We start from the raw sequence: 17,444 nt of genomic DNA, 5'->3' as shown, positions 1-17,444 counted from the left end.
GGGGATATTGCAAATAGCGCAAGGTTCGGCCGCTTGGGAATAGAGTTCACGGCAGTGAGGACCAACTTTCAAAGTATGCCCAGCTGCTTTATGACACATTGTAGTTTTGATTAATTTATAGCCTTTTATATGCTAAAACACGATGATTGAATACATCGCGATTCAGCATCTATGCCAAATACGTCTTACTTGAAGAATTTAAAGGTCACCCTCACGAACAGACTCATGTTGGCATCGGTCGAAGACTCGCAGTCGGTTATATCGGTAAAACAGGGCTTGAATCTTCGGTAAGTTCTTATAATAATTTAGTGCATTTGAAAGGCAGAGGATCAAGTGGAGGGCTTTTAGATGTCAACAGAGAGCACCGGCATTTTCGCCACAAAAGAGTATCGCTTTCTCTGCTGGCTCGACGCCCAACAAACTGCTACGCCCGAGGGGCCTGCAATCAAGATGTCACAAAGCGCAATAGCGGAGGCATACGGGAGCAGTCCTGCGACCATTAACGGTTGGATCAAGTCGCTCAAGGACTCGAACTGCCTTACAACCTACCGGAAAAAGAGCGGCTATATTGTTACGGAAACGGGAAAGCAAGCAATAAAGAAAATGAAAGAGTTGGAAGGCGTTATTTTTCAAGGTGACAGCAGGCCTTCGGAGCCGGCACCCTCCTCCTTGTCATATATCGATGTATTCTCAGGATGTGGAGGCCTATCGTTGGGCCTTGGCTGGGCAGGCTGGTCGGGTATCTTCGCAATTGAGAAAGACCCTATGGCCTATTCCACTTTTGAACATAATTTAATTAGCGAAACCTCCCCCTATAGCCACTTTCAGAATTGGCCTGAATGGCTCACTAAGGAATCGCACGATATTAACGATGTTCTCTCAGACGATACCGCGAGAGGGCATCTGAAAGAACTAAGCGGGGAGGTGACTCTTCTCGCTGGCGGCCCTCCATGTCAGGGGTTCTCCGTCGCGGGGGCGCGCAACGGCAATGACCCGAGAAACCTGCTTGTTTTTAAACAAATTGAAATGGCCAGAATACTCAGGCCACGCTTCGTGCTGGTGGAAAACGTTGGTGGATTTGGGAAAAAGTTCGTACTGCGTCCAAGCGATAACACCACAAGAAGCGTCGCCGAAGAGGCGGTCGATAAGCTCAAAGAGTTGGGCTATAGCGTCGGGAAAATCACCATAAACGCTGCCGACTTCGGTGTCCCACAGATACGCAAGCGGGTAATACTGCTTGCTATTTCCGAGGACTACGCAGGGAAACTTGATGTCAAGAGTTTGCTCGATGACTTGCTTTCATCTATCTGCATCGAGCAGAGGAAGGACCTTAGGCTTGCCACAAGCAGATATGTAAACGTCGCAGAGGCGCTGAGCGACCTTTCAGGCGATGAACTTGTGGCAGACCCAGAATTCCCAAGGTTTAAAACATGCAAGTATCTGCCTGCGAGCACTTCCTACCAGAAGCTCATGAGGAAGAATATTCGAAAGCAAGCAGTGCCGACCTGCCATCGCTTCAATCGGCACAGCGATAAGCTCATTGCGCTCTACAACAAGGCGCATATGACGCAGCAACCCGGGCGCCTCAGCAAGGAGTTCTTGTATGCGAACGGGTGTCACTCAAACAAGCGGTTTGTTCTAGACCTCGAAAAACCTTGCTCAACGCTAACAACTGCGCCAGAGGAGCTCATACATTTCGATAAACCTCGAGTCGTAACTCTCCGGGAGATGGCTCGCCTGCAATCGTTCCCTGACGACTTCCAATTCTATGGACGCTATACACTTAACGGCCCTGCAAGAGGAGTCGATGTTCCCCGGAATGCGCAAATTGGCAACGCTATCCCGCCTCTGGTAGGCAGGGCTTTGGGGCTAGCCATAAAAGACGTCATTTCGCTTGTTCAAACAGATGATGAAAGGTTGGAGCAATACCGTCCGAGCAACGATTAACTCAATGCCAGATTGAGTTATCGTACTCGATAGAGATGGCATGATAAATCACCTCGGTTACGAACTGGCTCGGATCGAGGTGATGTTTTTCTGAGTACTCATTGACATCGCGCCAGGTCTGTCCCGACAGCCTAACCGGCCTATAGAACTCAGGGAAAGCGTAGCCGCATTGTGAGCAATCTTTCTGGCATCCTCGGCAGACGACGCTCTTTTCGATATTGCAAGAATCACAAAGTGGCTGCCAATTTGTAAGGTCATCGGTACCACCGCGGGCACGGGGGACTTTGTGATCCTGCTGAAATCCATTCTCATCGGGCGTGCAACCACAGACGGCGCAAACATTGTTGTAGGCCCCAAGGACCATCTTCCATTTATCTGCCGAGAGTGATGTTCTGGGCCGTTTCTTTGGTGAGATGTTCAAATGAATGAGCTGATACCTCTGCCCATTCTTGATGATGCCTAGAAACCCCTCATCGCCCTGCAATTCGCGCAACCGCCTGAACGGATCGTGGTATGTGCCGCCCTTGGCGCGATCAATCGCAGCCCTGATCTCTTCGCGGCCAACGATAGGCCCGGGTATGCCATACCCTTTCGGCCAAAGAGTCTCCAATATGACGCGATAGATTTGCCGATTGGCCTTACTGTTCGTAATGAAGCCCGACGATGCCTTATCAATCCATCCGTCGCGCTCGACCAGGTAGTTATCACCATCAGTGTTAGGAGTTTGAAAATCCTGCTGTGCCTGACTAGACTTAGTGCGTCTTGGAGCGGACATGATGACCACCTTAAATCGTGAGTAACAGCTGCAAGTGTATCACTTGCCATATGAGCAACAGACAAACAGAGCCTATCGACCGAAGCTTCTAGCAGGAAGGACGCCTCTACAAGTTTCACAGGCTCCCGCACATCTGCCCCACGCTCGCCAACGTTTCACCTTTTCAGCCGCCCCGTGGCCGGGGCCGTCCGGGCTCGGAGCTGCTCGTCGGGGCTCGCCCGCGTCGTGGCCGCGTGCACTTCGGGCGCTTCCGTCGGTTCGGTCGCGCCACGGGCCGCCCATGGCGCTCGTGAGTCTCACGATGCGTCCGTCTCGCCGACGTCCTGCTGAAGCGCGCGAGCTCGAACCTGGTCTTGTGCTAGGTGGCCGAGCTGTTGGCCTGCGTGTTGGCGCTGGTCTTCATTGCCGTGGCCTATGTCGTCGTGAGCATGGCCATCGCGCTTGCAATCGCGGCCGTCGTCTTGGTGGTGTGCCTTGCCGGGTCTCCCGTTATCTATGTCACCACGTGGTGCAGGTAGCGGACTGTTGCTCCCAATGGCCCGCGGTGTCAGCGACCGATCGGCAGGCTGCCGGGAAAAGTCCAGGTAGCCTGCCGATCCCAGCTTTACATCGTTCCCTTGCTCGCGGCGTAATGCTCCGCCTGCTTAAAGGCGTCCTCGTAGGCGCGCTGTTTTGCTTCGTACTCTTGCACGTAGCGCTCCTGTTCCGCTCGGCTGGGGGGACGGGTACGGTCATGCTTCGTAGGTCTTTGGGAGATAGCTGCGCAAGCGAGTCTCCGTGCGAGGAGGCCATAAGTCTCTGCTGTCCTTCATCGGACGACAGGTAGGCTAAGAAGAACCGTGCTAGTCGTTCATCTTCAAGGGATGCGCAGAAGATGACATCGCAAGGGACAATGAGCTTAGGGCATAGCTGGGGTTCCCGAAGCACTGAATCGCGATTCGTGCTTCCAGGCACTACGAGGGCTAGCTTAAATGGCGAAGACGCTCGTGCCAATCAGCGCGGGGCAGAGGTCGAACTTGTTGCTGCCCAAGGCGATGCCGATCGGGCAGACATCGATGCTGCTGCCGCCCAGACGGAGCTCGATATGGCCCAGCAGGCTGCGAGCGATGCCGATGCCGCCGTGGCAACGGCTCAGGCAAAGTCTGACGCGGCTGCTGTCCGCGCCTCTCAGCTTAAGAACGCCGCCGCATCGCTTGCCAAGGCTACCGAGGACAAAGCCGCTGCCGATACCGCGCGCGATGCTGCGGCGACGGCCGTGATGGATGCCGAGTACGACTGGGTAGATGCTGACAAAGCCGTGACGGATACGGCTGCCGCCCGCGATGCCTCTGCCGCCGCGGTTGCCCGCCTGCGTAGGATCAATCTTGCCGAAGCCATTGTTAACGGCGGCGCTGACGATGCAGGCGAGGCGCTCAACGCCAAGATTGCCGCGGCTCACGATGCCGCAGAGCACGCCGCGGCCGCCAATGCCGAGCTCGATGCCGCCGTGGCTGCGGCGGATGCTGTGGCGCCGGCATACTTGGAGGCGCTTGCAAACTACGCCGCCGCCAAGGCCGAGCTCGACCAGGCTATTGTCGAGCTCAACGCCGAGATCGCTCGCCAAGAGGCCGCCGAACGCGGGAATGGCGAGCAGGCCCAGCCCGCCACGCAAGTGACGTACCAGGCCAAACATGCGGTGGCAACAACCGAGGCCGCGACGTGGCAGACGGCGATGCCTGCCACGGGCGATACGCCCGACCTACTGGGCGAGACCTTCGTTATCGGCGGCACGGTCCTGGTGGCCGCCGGCGTCTTTCTGTCCGATAAGCGCCGCCAGCTGACCCGTTAGGGACAGAAGGAAAGCGGACCATTTTCGGCGCGCACCGTAGGGGGCAAGAAGGTCCCACGCGGTACGCGCCTAAAAACGTGTCCGCACGCAATGTGACACTTAGCCTGTCGCCCTGCTCTGTCGCGGCGGCATGCACCTGAACAACGGCCCTCTAAGGAGATCGATATCGATGAGTGACAACACCAAGCATCTCGCAAAGAGGTGCGTCAAGGACGCAGGGCCGTGCCTCGCGCTGTGCGTTGCCGGCGCTGCGGTCGCGCTGCTGGCTGTTCTGGGGCCGTTCGACGTGCTTCGAAGCGGCGGCTCTCTGCATGTTTGCATGGCCCTTGCCGGTGCCATGATGACCGGCGGCGTGCTCGATCTGGTTTTTTGGGTGTTTGACCCGTTTGGATGGAAGAACGAAGGGTAAGCCCTAAGGGATGGATGCCCCGCAGCGTTAGGAGGTTCCTATGATTTGGTTTACCAGCGATACTCACTTTGGACACGAGAACATGCTACGGCTTGCCGACAGGCCTTGGTCGACTGTTGCGCAGATGAACGACGCCATGGTCGCGAGCATTAATAGCAAGGTCGCCGTGGACGACGAACTTTACATTTTGGGTGACTTTAGCTTTAAGATGACGGCCCAAGATGCCTACGAGCTGCGCAAAAGCATCGCATGCAAGCGCGTCCATCTGCTGCCCGGCAACCACGACAAAGACTGGATGCAGCCTGCGGTAGCGGATGCCTTTATCGTCGAGCCGCCCATTTGCGTGCTCAAGATCGACCGCCAAAAAATCGTGCTGAGCCACTATCCCATGGTCGACTGGCAGGGTATGTCGCACGGCAGCTGGCATCTTCATGGGCATATCCACAGCTGCGGCGGCGCGTACAACAGGTTTAACCTCAGGCAGGGGCTGCTGCGCTATGACGTGGGTGTGGATGCCAACGGCTACGCCCCGGTGAGCCTGGAGGAGCTCAAGTCGTGGTTTGCGCAGGTCGACGAGCCGGCGTGTTGCGTTAAATGGCCGTGGTGGGTCAACGCCACGGGCGATGAGCAGGTCGAGCGCGATCTCGAAGCCTATAAGAGGGAAGTGGTGGAAGTGGTAATCCGATGACGGTCTATGTGACGGGCGATATTCACGGCGGCGTCGACATGCAAAAGCTGCGCGACTGGGAGCTTGGGGATAGTCTGACGGGCGACGACTATCTGATTGTCGCGGGCGACTTTGGCTTTCCGTGGGATTTCTCTGCCGAGGAGTGCGCCGATATCGCTTGGTTGGAGTCGCGCCCCTATACCGTGCTGTTCGTCGACGGCAACCACGAACGTTTCGATCACTGGGCGGAGCGACCCATGGAGTTGTGGCACGGTGGGCTGACGCAGCGCCTGTCGGATACCTCTCCCATACGGCGCCTGACGCGCGGCGAGGTTTTTAAACTCGACGGCTCAACGATCTTTACCATGGGCGGTGCCACGAGCGTGGACAAGGAATACCGCATTCCGTATTCCAGCTGGTGGCCACAGGAGCTGCCGGACGAGCGCAACTTTGAGGAGGCACGGACAAAGCTCGACAGCGTGGGCTGGAAGGTCGACTACGTAATCACCCACACCTGCTCTACGCACATGCTTTCGCCCACGCTCTATCCGGCGCCCGGCTGGGATTGCCCCGGCGTTGATCGACTTACGGCGTTTTTCGATGAGCTGGAAGATCGCTTGGACTACAAGCGCTGGTACTACGGCCATTTTCATCGGGATGCCAACCCGGCCGAGCGCCACACCGTGCTCTACGACTGTATCGTTCGCTTGGGTGATGAACTCCAGCCCTGGGATGTTGCGTAGCGGCAAGACGTTTGGCTACTCGGCCGTTATGGTGATGTTTTTCCGGTGCGCGTGGATAACATCCCAGCTAAAGTGCTCGACCAATTGCTCGGCGGTGCGCGGCGTGGTGTCCGGCGCGATGCCTGTTTGCCCGGCGAGCCAGCCCAGCAGTGCCTCGGGCGTGCCAAAGCGTGCGCGTAGCTCGCCCAGGTCCAGGTCGCGATCGCGCTTGGAAAGGCGGCGGCCGTCCGGCGACATGAGCAGCGGAATATGTGCGTAGTGCGGCGTGGGAAGTCCCAGCAGATGCTGCAGATAGATCTGGCGCGGCGTAGAGCCCAGCAGGTCGCATCCGCGCACGACCTCGGTGACGCCCATGTCAGCGTCGTCGACCACCACGGCTAGCTGATAGGCAAAAACGCCGTCGCTGCGGCGCACCAAAAAGTCGCCGCACTCGGTGGCGAGTGCTTCGCATTGGGCGCCGTACGTGCGATCCACAAATTCGATCACGTCGTCTGCGAGGTCGTCGACGGTGGGCACGCACAGACGTGTGGCCGGGGCGCGCAGGGCGCTGCGACGGGCCACCTCCTCGGCAGAAAGGCCTCGGCAGGCGCCGCGGTAGATGGGCGTGCCGTCGCTGGCGTGCGGCGCGCTCGCAGCGTGGAGCTCGGCACGCGTGCAAAAACAGGGGTAGGTGAGGCTGGCGTCTTGCAGCTGGCGCAAAGCGCTCTCGTACAGGTCGAGGCGATCGTGCTGGTAGTAGGGGCCTTCGTCCCACTCGAGTCCCAGCCAAGCCAGGTCGTCAATCAGTTGAGCGGCAAGTTCCGGGCGCTTGCAGCGATCGTCCAGGTCCTCGATGCGCAACACGATGCTGCCGCCCTGGTTGCGGGCCGAAAGCCACGCGCACAGGCAGCTGAACACGTTGCCCAGGTGCATGCGGCCCGAGGGCGACGGGGCAAAACGGCCCACGACAGGTGCGGGAACGGAGGTGGGCGGCGTCGTTGGCGCGTCCGCGGCGGGCGTAGCTATGTTGCGTGCTTTGATATCCATGCGGACGAGTATAGCGCGGGGTGCGATGGGGAGGCGTCACTGTGGTCCGCAAGTTGGCCGCGCTGCGCATTGCACGCGGCTGGTTTGCGGCTCAAGGTCTCGATTGCTGCGCACTGACTTAGCCTCACAAACGACAGAAACCCCGGCAGCTCTTCGCAACTGCCGGGGTTTCCACGGAAAAGGGGGACATGATCCTCGAGCGAACGGGAAAGGGGCAACCGTTTTCGCTCAACTGCTTTATGCCCCTCGACTGGCGGCTCAATCAGCGCATGCCGCGCCCACACAAAGCCGCTACACCTGTGGCGGAGCTGTGAAGTGATATCTATTGTTGGCGCGGGATTCGGCCAAAGAGCGTCCTAAACGACAAATTTGCTGCTGTCCGTCGGTTCAACCCAATGATCCGTTTTCCTCCGTCCCCAATAGATCATTTTCTAGGTGCCGGTCGAGGGTGGGACTTTTGTCCCATTTGACGTTCCGTTGGCCCAGATATTCGTCATGTGTGCCCGCAAACGTGGGACAATGGCGATGTTGGTTTTACAGACAAAGGATGTGCCTATGAACGCCCCCGTTGCCAATACTTGTCGGCAGCGCCACCTGTTTGCGCGATTCGCTTCCGTCTGCGTGCTCGTCACGCTTGCGTTGTTGCTGCTGCCTGTCGCCGCGCACGCCGACGGCTACTCCATGACCCGAACTTATATCAGTGCCACGGTTGAGGCCGATGGATCGCTGACCGTTGTCGAGGGACGCCAGTTTGATTTCGACGACGACATCAACGGCGTGTTTTGGGAGATCAATACGGGCACCAACCAGCAGGGCGGCACGGCGGGCGTTGACGTGCTGAGTGTCGAGGAAGAGGACACCGCGTTTAACAAAGTCGATAGCGCGAACAAGGGCGATTCTGGCGTCTACACGGTCGAGCAGACCGGTGACGGCGTAAGGATTAAGGTGTTCAGCCCCCACGAGAGCGGCGACAGCGCGATCTATTACGTGAGCTACACCATGACCGGTGCGGTCATGAACTGGGCCGATACCGCCGAGCTCTACTGGAAGTTTGTGGGCGACGGCTGGTCCGCGGACTCCGATGACGTTGAGATGGAAGTGTACTTCGCAAATGCCGCTGCCGGGACGGCGGCCGTCAAGGGCGATAACTTCCGCGCATGGGGCCACGGCCCGCTGACGGGCGATGTATCGCTCGATGCGGACGAACCCATGGTCACCTATACCATTCCCTGCGTGCATCAGGGCGAATTCGCCGAGGCACGCATCGCCTTCCCTAGCGACTGGGTGCCGCAGCTTGCCGCTTCGGGCGAAGAGCGCATGTCAACGATCCTGAGCGAAGAGAAGGAATGGGCCGACGAAGCTAACGCCCGCCGCGCTCACGCTCGCATGATTGCCAATGCACTTGCCGTGCTAAGTGTTGTTGCGGCGGTGGTCTTTACCGGCACAATCGTTATGCTCAAGCTGCGCAAGCGCAAGCCCAAGCCGCTTTTCCAGGACGAATATTTCCGCGATGTGCCTTCGGCCGACCATCCCGCCGTGCTTTCGGCCCTCATGAGCTGGAACGAGGTGCCCGACCAGGCATATATCGCCACGCTCATGAAGCTCACTGACGACCGTGTGATCAAGCTGGAGCAGGCGACCGTGACCAAGGCCAAGAAGGGTCTGTTGGGGCGTGAAAAAGAAGAGCAGACGTATCGCGTGACGGTGAGTGATGCGGGCTGGAAGTCGGCCAAGGGCATTGACCACATGGTGCTCAAGGTCTTCTTTGCCGGTGCTAAGCCTGACGAGAACGGTGACCGTTCGCGCACGTTCGACGAGCTGCAGCACTACGTCAAGCAGCACGCTACACCCGTGGGTGATAAGCTCGAGGACTATCAGAACACCGTTAAGGGCAAGCTGGCCGATAGCGAGTACGTTGCCTCGGACGGCATTGTTGCAATGGTGTTTTGCCTGGTTCTTGGTATCCTGATTGCCTTTGTTCCCGTGGGATCCATTTTCTTTACCGATGGCGCACAGGCGAACATCACCGCCGCGGTTATCTCGGTGCCGATTGTGCTGGTGGGTATCGGCGTGGGCCTTACGTTTCGCCGCTTTACGCCGGAGGGCGCCGAGGTGGCGGCTCGCTGCAAGGCACTTAAGCATTGGCTCGAGGACTTCACTCGTCTAAAGGAAGCCGTCCCGGGCGATCTGGTGCTGTGGAACAAGCTGCTGGTGATGGGCGTGGCGCTGGGTGTTTCCAAGGAAGTGCTGCGTCAGCTTGCCGAGGCCGTGCCGCCCGAGGTGCGCGAGGCCGACGGCTTCTATGACAATTATCCCTGCTACTGGTGGTACTACCATCATTACGGTATCGAGTCTCCGCTCGATTCGTTCGATGACGTGTATCACGAGAGCATCCGTGAGCTGGCGTCGAGCTCCGACAGCTCGGGCGGCGGCGGAGGCGGCGGCTTCTCTGGCGGCGGAGGCGGCGGCGTCGGCGGAGGCGGCGGCGGAACGTTCTAGCGCGCTCTGATTTTTGGGATGGATCTTCTCCGGCGACTGTTGGCGGAAAATCTATCCCATTTTTATGCTTTGAAATGGGTCTATCTTTCCGTTACGGATCACCACACAGGGGGCAGTGGGCAAAAAATGCCAAATATGAGTACTGTTGCCATTATAGTGACATATATTTGCACTAAATAATGGGCTCCTAATGAGATTATCTCTCGTTAGGGGCCCATTTTATTGAACATTTGTGGAAATACGTCAGCTCGCCTGACTGGCTGCTATGTCTAAAAGCCTCTAAAATGCCCCAAATCGCTGCTACTAAAAAGGTAACAGTACTCATATTTGATGTTTTTTGCCCACAGCTATTTGCAGACCCCTCTATAGGGCGACGCCAACGAGGGTTTCGTCGACTGTGTTACCCAAGAATGTCCCCAACGACTAGGTGCGGTTGCTGCCAAGGAGTGTCCCGGGGTGCCGGCACAAAAGGAACGTCCCTAACTGCTGGGTTTAGGCTGTTAGATCGAGTTCGTAGAGGAAGCTTTCGCGCGGCATGTCGTGACGGCGCTCTTCGCGGTTGGCGCGGTGCGTGGCCGTGCGCTTAAAGCCGTGCAGCTCGTAGAACTTCCACGAGCAGTTGGAGTCGGTGTACAGGTGCGCCCTCGTCGCTCCAAGCGAGGACAGGTGCGAGACCGCGGCATCGAGCAGAACCGTGCCAACGCCCAGGCCATGGACATCGCGATCCACGGCAAGCAGCGTGACCTCGTTGTCGTGCGGCAACGGGCTGCTCTCGAGCAGGCGGTTGTTGGTTCGGATGGTTGCGCGCACAAACGAGAGATACTCGGCGCAGGCATCAGGCTCCAGCTCACGCATCTGCGATAGCAGCGCGCGTTCGGTATCCATCCAATGCTCGTTGATAGTGACGCCGGAGTTCTGTCCTGCTCGTGCAAGTGCAATGCCGCGCGCCTCGCCGTCAATCACCGCTACCTGCGAAAACGTCGACGACGAAAGGCAATAAGCGAGGTCGCACGCGGCCTCAAGGCGGTTGTACTCATCGTTATCCGAATTGTTATGCCAAAGCTGCTGCAGAATCAGCGCGATGGCGTCGAAGTCTTCGGTATCAAACGGTCGGTAGAGAACCCGCGAGACCATGGTGCCTCTTTCTTTTGCGGATGCATATCGAGCACAGTTCTACCACGCCATTGGCATCTAATTATGGTGCCCCTGTGTTCCATGAACTCACCGTGCCCGGTGCCATGCCCATCCCCTCCGCTCGCAAACTTTTTCTGCACATGCGCCCGTTGCGGGGTGCATCGATGCGCTCGATGCGCTACATTAAATCAGTATTTTCAATGCCGCTGCGCGAGCGCTGCAGATCGACGTATCACCGACTCACAGAGCACGGCGGCGTACCAGACAGGAGGACTGCATGGGATCTGATGTGAAGATCGCACGCGCGTTGATCTCGGTTACCGATAAGACGGGCGTCGTCGATTTCGCACGGACGCTGGTTGACGACTTTGGCGTCGAGATCATCTCTACGGGCGGCACGGCTCGTGCCATCGAGGACGCGGGCATTCCCGTAACCCCCATCGAGGAGTTCACGGGCTATCCCGAGATGATGGACGGCCGCGTTAAGACCCTGCACCCCAAGGTTCATGGCGCGCTGCTGGCCCGCCGCGATTCCGAGCAGCACATGCAGGAGGCGGCTCAGCACGGCATTAAGCTGATCGACCTGGTCGTCGTCAACCTGTACGAGTTCGAGAAGACCGTTGCCAATCCCGAGGTCACCTTCGCGGACGCCATCGAGCACATCGACATCGGCGGTCCCTCCATGCTGCGCTCTGCTGCCAAGAACGCCACGAGCGTTACCGTCATTTCCGACCCGGCCGACTATGATGCCGTCCTGGCCGAGATGCACGAGACCGGTGGCTGCACCACGCTTTCCACCCGTCGTCGCCTGCAGGTGAAGGTCTACCAGACCACCGCCGCCTACGACACGGCTATCTCCCGTTGGCTTGCCGCCCAGGCAAGCGACGTGGCGGACACCTCTGCCAAGCTCGAGATCTCGCTGGAGAAGGTCGACGACCTGCGCTATGGCGAGAATCCTCAGCAGAAGGCTACGGTCTACCGCTTTGCCGAGGGCTGCGAGAACACCGCGAGCTCGCAGTTCCCGCTCGTGGGCTCCGAGCAGATCCAGGGCAAGCCGCTCAGCTACAACAACTATCTGGATGCCGACGCCGCCTGGAACCTGGTCCGCGAGTTCGACGAGCCGGCCTGCGTAATCCTCAAGCACCAGAACCCCTGCGGTTCCGCCGTTGCCGAGGACATCACGGCTGCCTACGACCGCGCTTTTGCCTGCGATCCCAAGAGCGCCTTCGGCGGCATCATCGCCTGCAACCGCGAGGTTCCCTTTGATCTGGTTGAGCACTTTGCCGATCAGAACAAGCAGTTCGTCGAGGTCATCATCGCCCCGAGCTACACCGCCGAGGCGCTCGAGCGCATGGCCAAGCGCCCCAACCTGCGCGTGTTGGCGACCGGCGGCGTGGACCACGGCGCTCAGGTGGAGCTGCGCTCCGTCGACGGCGGCATGCTGGTGCAGGAGGTCGACCACGTGACCGAGGATCCCGCGACCTTTACGTTCCCCACCGACCGCAAGCCCACCGACGCCGAGATGGCCGAGCTCGAGTTTGCCTGGAAGGTCTGCAAGGGCGTTAAGTCCAACGCCATCCTGGTCTCCAAGGGTAAGGCCGGCATTGGCATGGGCCCGGGTCAGCCTAACCGCGTTGACTCTGCGCTACTTGCCTGCGAGCGCGCCGAGGACTTCTGCGAGCGCGAGGGCGTGGAGAAGGGCGGCTTTGCCTGTGCAAGCGACGCGTTCTTCCCGTTCCGCGACAACGTCGACGTGCTTGCTGCACACGGCGTGACCTGCATCATCCAGCCCGGCGGCTCCAAGCGCGACGACGAAAGCATCCAGGCCTGCAACGAGCACAATATTGCTATGGTCTTTACCGGCGCCCGCCACTTCCGCCACTAAGTTTCGCCCCGGGACAAAATAATCTCTGCAAAAGACGGCTGCTCCGTTTGGAGGGCCGTCTTTTTGGTATAAGAGGACGGAATGACTAACACGAAAGGTACAACCATGCCCCAGATTGATGATGCCGAACTGTTTGGTAATGCCGAGGATCAGCGTGCGTACGAGGACTTTTGCGCCAATCAGGAGGCGGTCGAGCAGTTCACGCTCGACAAGCCCGCGCTCATCTGCCGTTGGCGCATGTCCAACAAAAAGGTGCCCATGCTCAACCGTCACATCCGCGCGCTGTCTGAGCGCCTGGTGCAGGGCGAACCACTTACCCATAACATGCTCAGCTGGGCCAAGCAGCACGTTGAGTGGTCACTTGCCGAGGGCGACTACACCGCCCGCGACGGCGTGCTCATGCTGGTGATCGATATCAACGGCAACGCCGCCATGACGGTGGGGGAGTACGAGCCGCTGGCCGACACGTCGGCCAAGGCGCTGCGTGCCCGTTCTGCCGAGGCTCGCTCCGAGGCCGACGAGACCGGCGTGGCGCCCGAGCTGCTCGCTGCCGTCAACAACGGCGAGCTTGCCTTTGTGGCGCCGGCGGACGAGTGCCTGTGCGGCACGGCGACGCTCATCGAACAGCTGGCCCAGACCAAGGGCATCTCGGTCACGCGCGTAGATATTCCCGCGCAGCTTAAGGGCGCGCTGTTCCTAGTGAGCGACGAGCACGGCGTGGTCCCCGCAACCGAGACGGACGCCGCCGAGGCCGACGCCGCCACGGTCGCCTTCTTCGCCGAAGGCTACGAAAAGCTCCGTGCCCGCCGCTAAATGATTTTTCTGGGACGGGGATTAAGAATCATTTTGGTCCCCGCCACCGCTGCGAGTGCGAGGCGGACAAAACGCCCCCGCTCGCGAACAGTTCTGTCACCTTGGTACCGCGCGCGGTGCACACCTGCAGTTTCGCGGCCATAATGGTGGCAAGACAACCAAGAGGGGAGCGGAATCCATGGCGCTAATCTATATCGTTGAGGACGACGAGCCCATCCGTCGCGAGCTCGCCGACATTTTGGCGCGTGCCGGTTTTGAGGTCGAGGCCTGCGAATCGTTTGAGCATGTCTCGCGCGATATTCTCGCCGCCGCGCCCGACCTGGTGCTGCTCGACCTCACGCTTCCCGTCAAGGACGGCCAGCATATCTGCCACGAGGTTCGCCGCGAATCCGAGGTCCCCATCATCGTCCTCACGTCGCGCACGACCGAGATCGACGAGGTCATGGCCATGACGCTCGGCGCGGACGACTTTGTTCCCAAGCCCTACAGCGCCCGTGCGCTCGTGGCGCGCATCAATGCCTTGCTGCGTCGCACCGCGGCGGCAGGCGAGCGCAGCACGCTCGTCCACAAGGGATTGGAGCTCGACCTCGCCCGCTCCATGGTCACCAATACGGCAACCGGCGACAGTACCGAGCTCACCAAAAATGAACTGCGTATCCTCTCGCTGCTTCTGAGCCGCGCGGGCAAGATCGTTTCGCGCTCGGCCATCATGCAGGACCTGTGGGACTCCGACGCTTTCGTGGACGACAACACGCTTACCGTTAACATCAACCGCCTGCGCACCACGCTCGAAAAAATCGGCATCAAGGGGTATTTGACGACGCACCGCGGCCAAGGCTATTCGGTCTAGGGGCCGGCTATGTCGTTTGCCAAGTTCTTTAAAGATGCGCTGCTTCCCGTCGCCGTGTGGACGTGCGGCGTGCTGCTGAGCTGCTTTGTGCTGACGGTCGCCGGCGCACCCGTTTCTATCGTGGTCGTGGCGGTTGGCGTGTCCTTTATCTTCGGTATGCTCGGCATCGTGGTCGAGTACGCTCGCCGTCGCCGTTTTCTGCGTCAGTTGGAGCGCGCGGCCGAGGAGCTCGAGAGTCCCGCATGGGTGCAGGAGATGGTGCAATGCCCGACCTATGCCGAGGGCGAGCTCGAGTACGAGGTCTTGCGCCGGGTGGGCAAAGCTGCCTGCGACGAGGTTGCCGAAGGCCGGCGCCAGACCGATGACTATCGCGACTATATCGAGAGCTGGGTCCACGAGGCCAAGCTGCCCTTGGCGGCGGCCCATCTAATTTTGGAAAATCTGGATGGCAGCGAAGACGACCTGTCACGTGTGGATGACCTGGGCCGTGAGCTGGCTCGCGTGGAACGCTATATCGACCAGGCGCTGTACTACGCGCGCTCGGAAGTCGTGGAGCGCGACTACCTGATTCGCCGCTGGGATCTTAAGACCTTGGTGACGGGCGTGATTAAGGCCAACGCGCGCGAGCTCATCGCGGCGCATGTGGCCCCGGTGTGCGAGAACCTCGACTTTGAGGTGTTTACCGACGAGAAGTGGCTCGAGTTTATTCTGGGCCAGCTCATTCAGAACAGCATTAAATATGCGCGTGAGGATGGTGCGAAGATCACGTTTTCGGGCGCGTTGCTGGACGAGGGCCTGGCAAGTGAGCGCATCGAGCTTACCGTCGCGGACAACGGCTGTGGTGTGAGCGCGGCCGACCTGCCCCGCGTGTTCGAGAAGGGCTTTACCGGCGACAACGGCCGCACCACCAAGCGCGCAACGGGCATCGGCCTCTATCTGGTGGCACGCCTGTGCTCCAAGATGGGCATCGACGTCACCGCGGCATCCGACTCCGGCGAAGGCTTTGTCGTAACATTTGCCTTCTCGACCAACAAGTCCCAATACTTTGAGTAGTCGGGTCGTATGGCGTAGCCGTTCAGGATCTTCCCATTTAAGAAGAAATCAGGCTTTTCGGCAGCTATATTCCTGAACGGGAACATTGCTAATGTAGTCAACACTATATTCCCGTACATGAACATAGTGCTACAGTTTTATACTATGTTCACGGACAGGAATATAGCTGGAGGCGTCATGAGAACGGTGACAACGATTAAAAAGCTGGATGGGCGCATCAGGCTCAAACCGTCGGAAGTCGCTTTCTCGGAGCGCACGGTTTTCGATCCCGCCGAGATAGGGAAGGCCCTTAGGCTCAGAAGGCGTGAGCTCGGTTTGACTCAACGTGACGTCGCGACTATGACGGGTCGCAGCCTTCGTGTGATTGGTGATATCGAACGGGGGCGGACAACGGTCGAAATTGGTGTCATTTTCGATTACGCCTCCATCGTGGATATTGATTTTATTCTGAAGGTGAGGGGGAAGTAATGGATGGCACGCTGTTCGTTCACCGTGAGTTTAATGGGTCTTACCAGCTGGTTGGCATATTGGAGGAACATGCGGGGTTTCCGGCATTCACCTATAGCCCCAAATATCTCGAGAGCGGTGATGCGGCGCCGATTTCGATCTCGCTGCCGTTGTCGGCCGAGACATTTAGTCCGGACGCAACGGGCTCCTTTTTCTCTGGCATCATTCCGGAGGGGCAGCTCAACAGGGACCTTGAGAAAAGGGCGCGAGCGGAACGCGGAGATTACTTCAAGGTGCTCGATTTAGTCCGCGATGAACCTGTCGGCGCTCTGGTTTTGACGCGAGAGCCTTCGGCCGACAGTCTCGAAATGGGCTATGAAGAGATAGGTGAGAAACGGCTAAGCGGGCTGGCATACGCGCCGGCGGAGGTTGCTTTTGATTTAGCGCTAGAGAGTCGAATCTCCCTTGCAGGTGCTCAGGCGAAGGTCGGTCTCTACCATACGGGCGATGACCCATGTGGCGGATGGTACCTGCCTCATGGAGCGGCCCCATCCACGCACATTCTCAAGGCGGGATCGAAAACGTTCCCGGGTGAGACGGTGTGCGAAGCGATGTGCGTGAGAGCCGCCTCTCTGATGGACCTATCGGCCGAAGAGTGTTTTCTTGTCCGAGTTGAGGATGCCGAGCCAATTATCGCCGTGAAGCGATTTGACCGAGTAACGCCTGATGCTGGACGCTCGGTTGACGGATTGCCAATTCCGTACCGTTTGCACCAGGAAGATGTTTGTCAGGCCAAGGGTATCTCGCGTGAGCTTAAATATGAGCCGACGGGTGTCAATTACCTGGGGCTTATCGTCGATGCGGTGCGAAGGGCGTCGACGAATCAAATGGAGGACAGGTTCCTTGTCGGCTATAACCAGCTGTTCGACTATGCCGTAGGTAACTGCGATAACCATCTAAAGAACTGGTCGCTCGTATGGGACGAAAGTTGGAAGCAGGTGAGGTTGGCGCCGCTCTATGACGTGCTGTGCACAACGGTTTACCCCAGTCTCGTTCGTGAGATGGGCGTCTCGTTTGGTGGGAGCCGCAAGATTGACGACGTAACGCGTGGGTCGGTGATGAGCCAAATGATTGAGGCGGGTTTGCCCGGGGGAATTGTCGCCGGAATGATTGCTGATACCTGCAATGAGGTTCCAGACGCGCTAAGAGACGCGGCGCGCGGTCTCAAAGAAGAGGGTTTTCCCGAGGCGGAGGTAATGTTCGAGAAGATCATTCCAGAAGTGCAAGCTCGTCTAAGCAGGATCGCCTTATAACAAAAACGTGCCGCTCCAAACAAAACGTGCCGCCCCAAACGGGGCGGCACGCCAT

General features: G+C 58.8%; 16 protein-coding genes. 13 read left to right on the top strand and 3 right to left on the bottom strand.

The genetic code is table 11. The annotated features are described in order from the left end of the window. The first annotated feature begins 348 nt into the window (after positions 1 to 348). Positions 349 to 1,947: a DNA cytosine methyltransferase gene (locus tag AAAX59_RS03015; RefSeq protein ID WP_349070491.1), complete on the top strand. Its 1,599-nt coding sequence runs from the start codon at positions 349 to 351 to the stop codon at positions 1,945 to 1,947. Position 1,948: 1 nt separating this feature from the next. On the opposite strand, the gene AAAX59_RS03010 is transcribed toward AAAX59_RS03015, so the two are convergent. Next, on the bottom strand, positions 1,949 to 2,722 hold the full coding sequence (locus AAAX59_RS03010) for an HNH endonuclease signature motif containing protein (RefSeq protein WP_349070490.1): 774 nt from the start codon (positions 2,720 to 2,722) through the stop codon (positions 1,949 to 1,951). A gap of 362 nt (positions 2,723 to 3,084) precedes the next feature. Here AAAX59_RS03010 and AAAX59_RS03005 point away from each other — a divergent pair, with 362 nt between their 5' ends. The 5 genes from AAAX59_RS03005 to AAAX59_RS02985 all read left to right on the top strand — a co-directional run bounded on the left by AAAX59_RS03005 (position 3,085) and on the right by AAAX59_RS02985 (position 6,369). Further along, complete coding sequence (locus tag AAAX59_RS03005; protein ID WP_349070489.1) at positions 3,085 to 3,240, top strand: hypothetical protein; 156 nt, start codon at positions 3,085 to 3,087, stop codon at positions 3,238 to 3,240. 422 nt (positions 3,241 to 3,662) lie between these two features. After that, positions 3,663 to 4,550: a hypothetical protein gene (locus tag AAAX59_RS03000; RefSeq protein ID WP_349070488.1), complete on the top strand. Its 888-nt coding sequence runs from the start codon at positions 3,663 to 3,665 to the stop codon at positions 4,548 to 4,550. A 169-nt stretch (positions 4,551 to 4,719) separates the two neighbouring features. Further along, positions 4,720 to 4,959 carry a hypothetical protein gene (locus AAAX59_RS02995; protein ID WP_349070486.1) on the top strand — a complete coding sequence of 80 codons (240 nt, stop codon included), beginning with the start codon at positions 4,720 to 4,722 and terminating at the stop codon, positions 4,957 to 4,959. A 40-nt stretch (positions 4,960 to 4,999) separates the two neighbouring features. Further along, positions 5,000 to 5,647 (top strand): metallophosphoesterase, encoded by a 648-nt coding sequence (locus tag AAAX59_RS02990; protein ID WP_349070484.1) that lies wholly within the window; start codon positions 5,000 to 5,002, stop codon positions 5,645 to 5,647. Beyond that, positions 5,644 to 6,369 (top strand): metallophosphoesterase, encoded by a 726-nt coding sequence (locus AAAX59_RS02985; protein WP_349070483.1) that lies wholly within the window; start codon positions 5,644 to 5,646, stop codon positions 6,367 to 6,369. The genes AAAX59_RS02990 and AAAX59_RS02985 overlap by 4 nt, the downstream gene beginning before the upstream one ends. Positions 6,370 to 6,384: 15 nt before the next feature. Here AAAX59_RS02985 and gluQRS read toward each other — a convergent pair whose 3' ends face one another. Then, positions 6,385 to 7,395 (bottom strand): tRNA glutamyl-Q(34) synthetase GluQRS, encoded by a 1,011-nt coding sequence (gluQRS, locus tag AAAX59_RS02980; RefSeq protein WP_349070480.1) that lies wholly within the window; start codon positions 7,393 to 7,395, stop codon positions 6,385 to 6,387. 555 nt (positions 7,396 to 7,950) lie between these two features. Here gluQRS and AAAX59_RS02975 point away from each other — a divergent pair. Next, positions 7,951 to 9,894, top strand: a complete 1,944-nt coding sequence (locus AAAX59_RS02975) for a DUF2207 domain-containing protein (protein ID WP_349070478.1) — start codon at positions 7,951 to 7,953, stop codon at positions 9,892 to 9,894. Between the two features lie 492 nt (positions 9,895 to 10,386). On the opposite strand, the gene AAAX59_RS02970 is transcribed toward AAAX59_RS02975, so the two are convergent. Beyond that, positions 10,387 to 11,028, bottom strand: coding sequence for a GNAT family N-acetyltransferase (locus tag AAAX59_RS02970; RefSeq protein ID WP_148332653.1), 642 nt, complete (start codon positions 11,026 to 11,028; stop codon positions 10,387 to 10,389). Positions 11,029 to 11,305: 277 nt separating this feature from the next. Between AAAX59_RS02970 and purH the strand changes: the two genes are divergently transcribed. The 6 genes from purH (at position 11,306) to AAAX59_RS02940 (ending at position 17,389) form a co-directional block, all read left to right on the top strand. Continuing rightward, positions 11,306 to 12,913 carry a bifunctional phosphoribosylaminoimidazolecarboxamide formyltransferase/IMP cyclohydrolase gene (purH, locus tag AAAX59_RS02965; protein WP_349070477.1) on the top strand — a complete coding sequence of 536 codons (1,608 nt, stop codon included), beginning with the start codon at positions 11,306 to 11,308 and terminating at the stop codon, positions 12,911 to 12,913. Positions 12,914 to 13,018: 105 nt separating this feature from the next. Continuing rightward, entirely contained in the window at positions 13,019 to 13,726 is a 708-nt protein-coding gene (locus AAAX59_RS02960; RefSeq protein WP_349070475.1) for a hypothetical protein, read from the top strand. Positions 13,727 to 13,904: 178 nt separating this feature from the next. Beyond that, a complete protein-coding gene (locus AAAX59_RS02955; protein ID WP_349070474.1) occupies positions 13,905 to 14,576 on the top strand; it encodes a response regulator transcription factor in 672 nt (223 codons plus the stop codon). A gap of 9 nt (positions 14,577 to 14,585) precedes the next feature. After that, complete coding sequence (locus AAAX59_RS02950; RefSeq protein WP_349070472.1) at positions 14,586 to 15,629, top strand: sensor histidine kinase; 1,044 nt, start codon at positions 14,586 to 14,588, stop codon at positions 15,627 to 15,629. A 177-nt stretch (positions 15,630 to 15,806) separates the two neighbouring features. Beyond that, positions 15,807 to 16,097, top strand: a complete 291-nt coding sequence (locus AAAX59_RS02945) for a helix-turn-helix domain-containing protein (RefSeq protein ID WP_349070469.1) — start codon at positions 15,807 to 15,809, stop codon at positions 16,095 to 16,097. Further along, the gene (locus AAAX59_RS02940) at positions 16,097 to 17,389 is read left to right on the top strand and encodes a HipA domain-containing protein (RefSeq protein WP_349070467.1); all 1,293 of its coding nucleotides are present in this window, start codon (positions 16,097 to 16,099) and stop codon (positions 17,387 to 17,389) included. The genes AAAX59_RS02945 and AAAX59_RS02940 overlap by 1 nt, the downstream gene beginning before the upstream one ends. Positions 17,390 to 17,444: the final 55 nt, after the last annotated feature.

Source organism: Collinsella sp. CLA-ER-H2 (assembly GCF_040092405.1).
In the GTDB taxonomy this organism is placed as follows: Bacteria; Actinomycetota; Coriobacteriia; order Coriobacteriales; family Coriobacteriaceae; genus Collinsella.
This window is presented reverse-complemented; position numbering and strand designations above follow the sequence as displayed.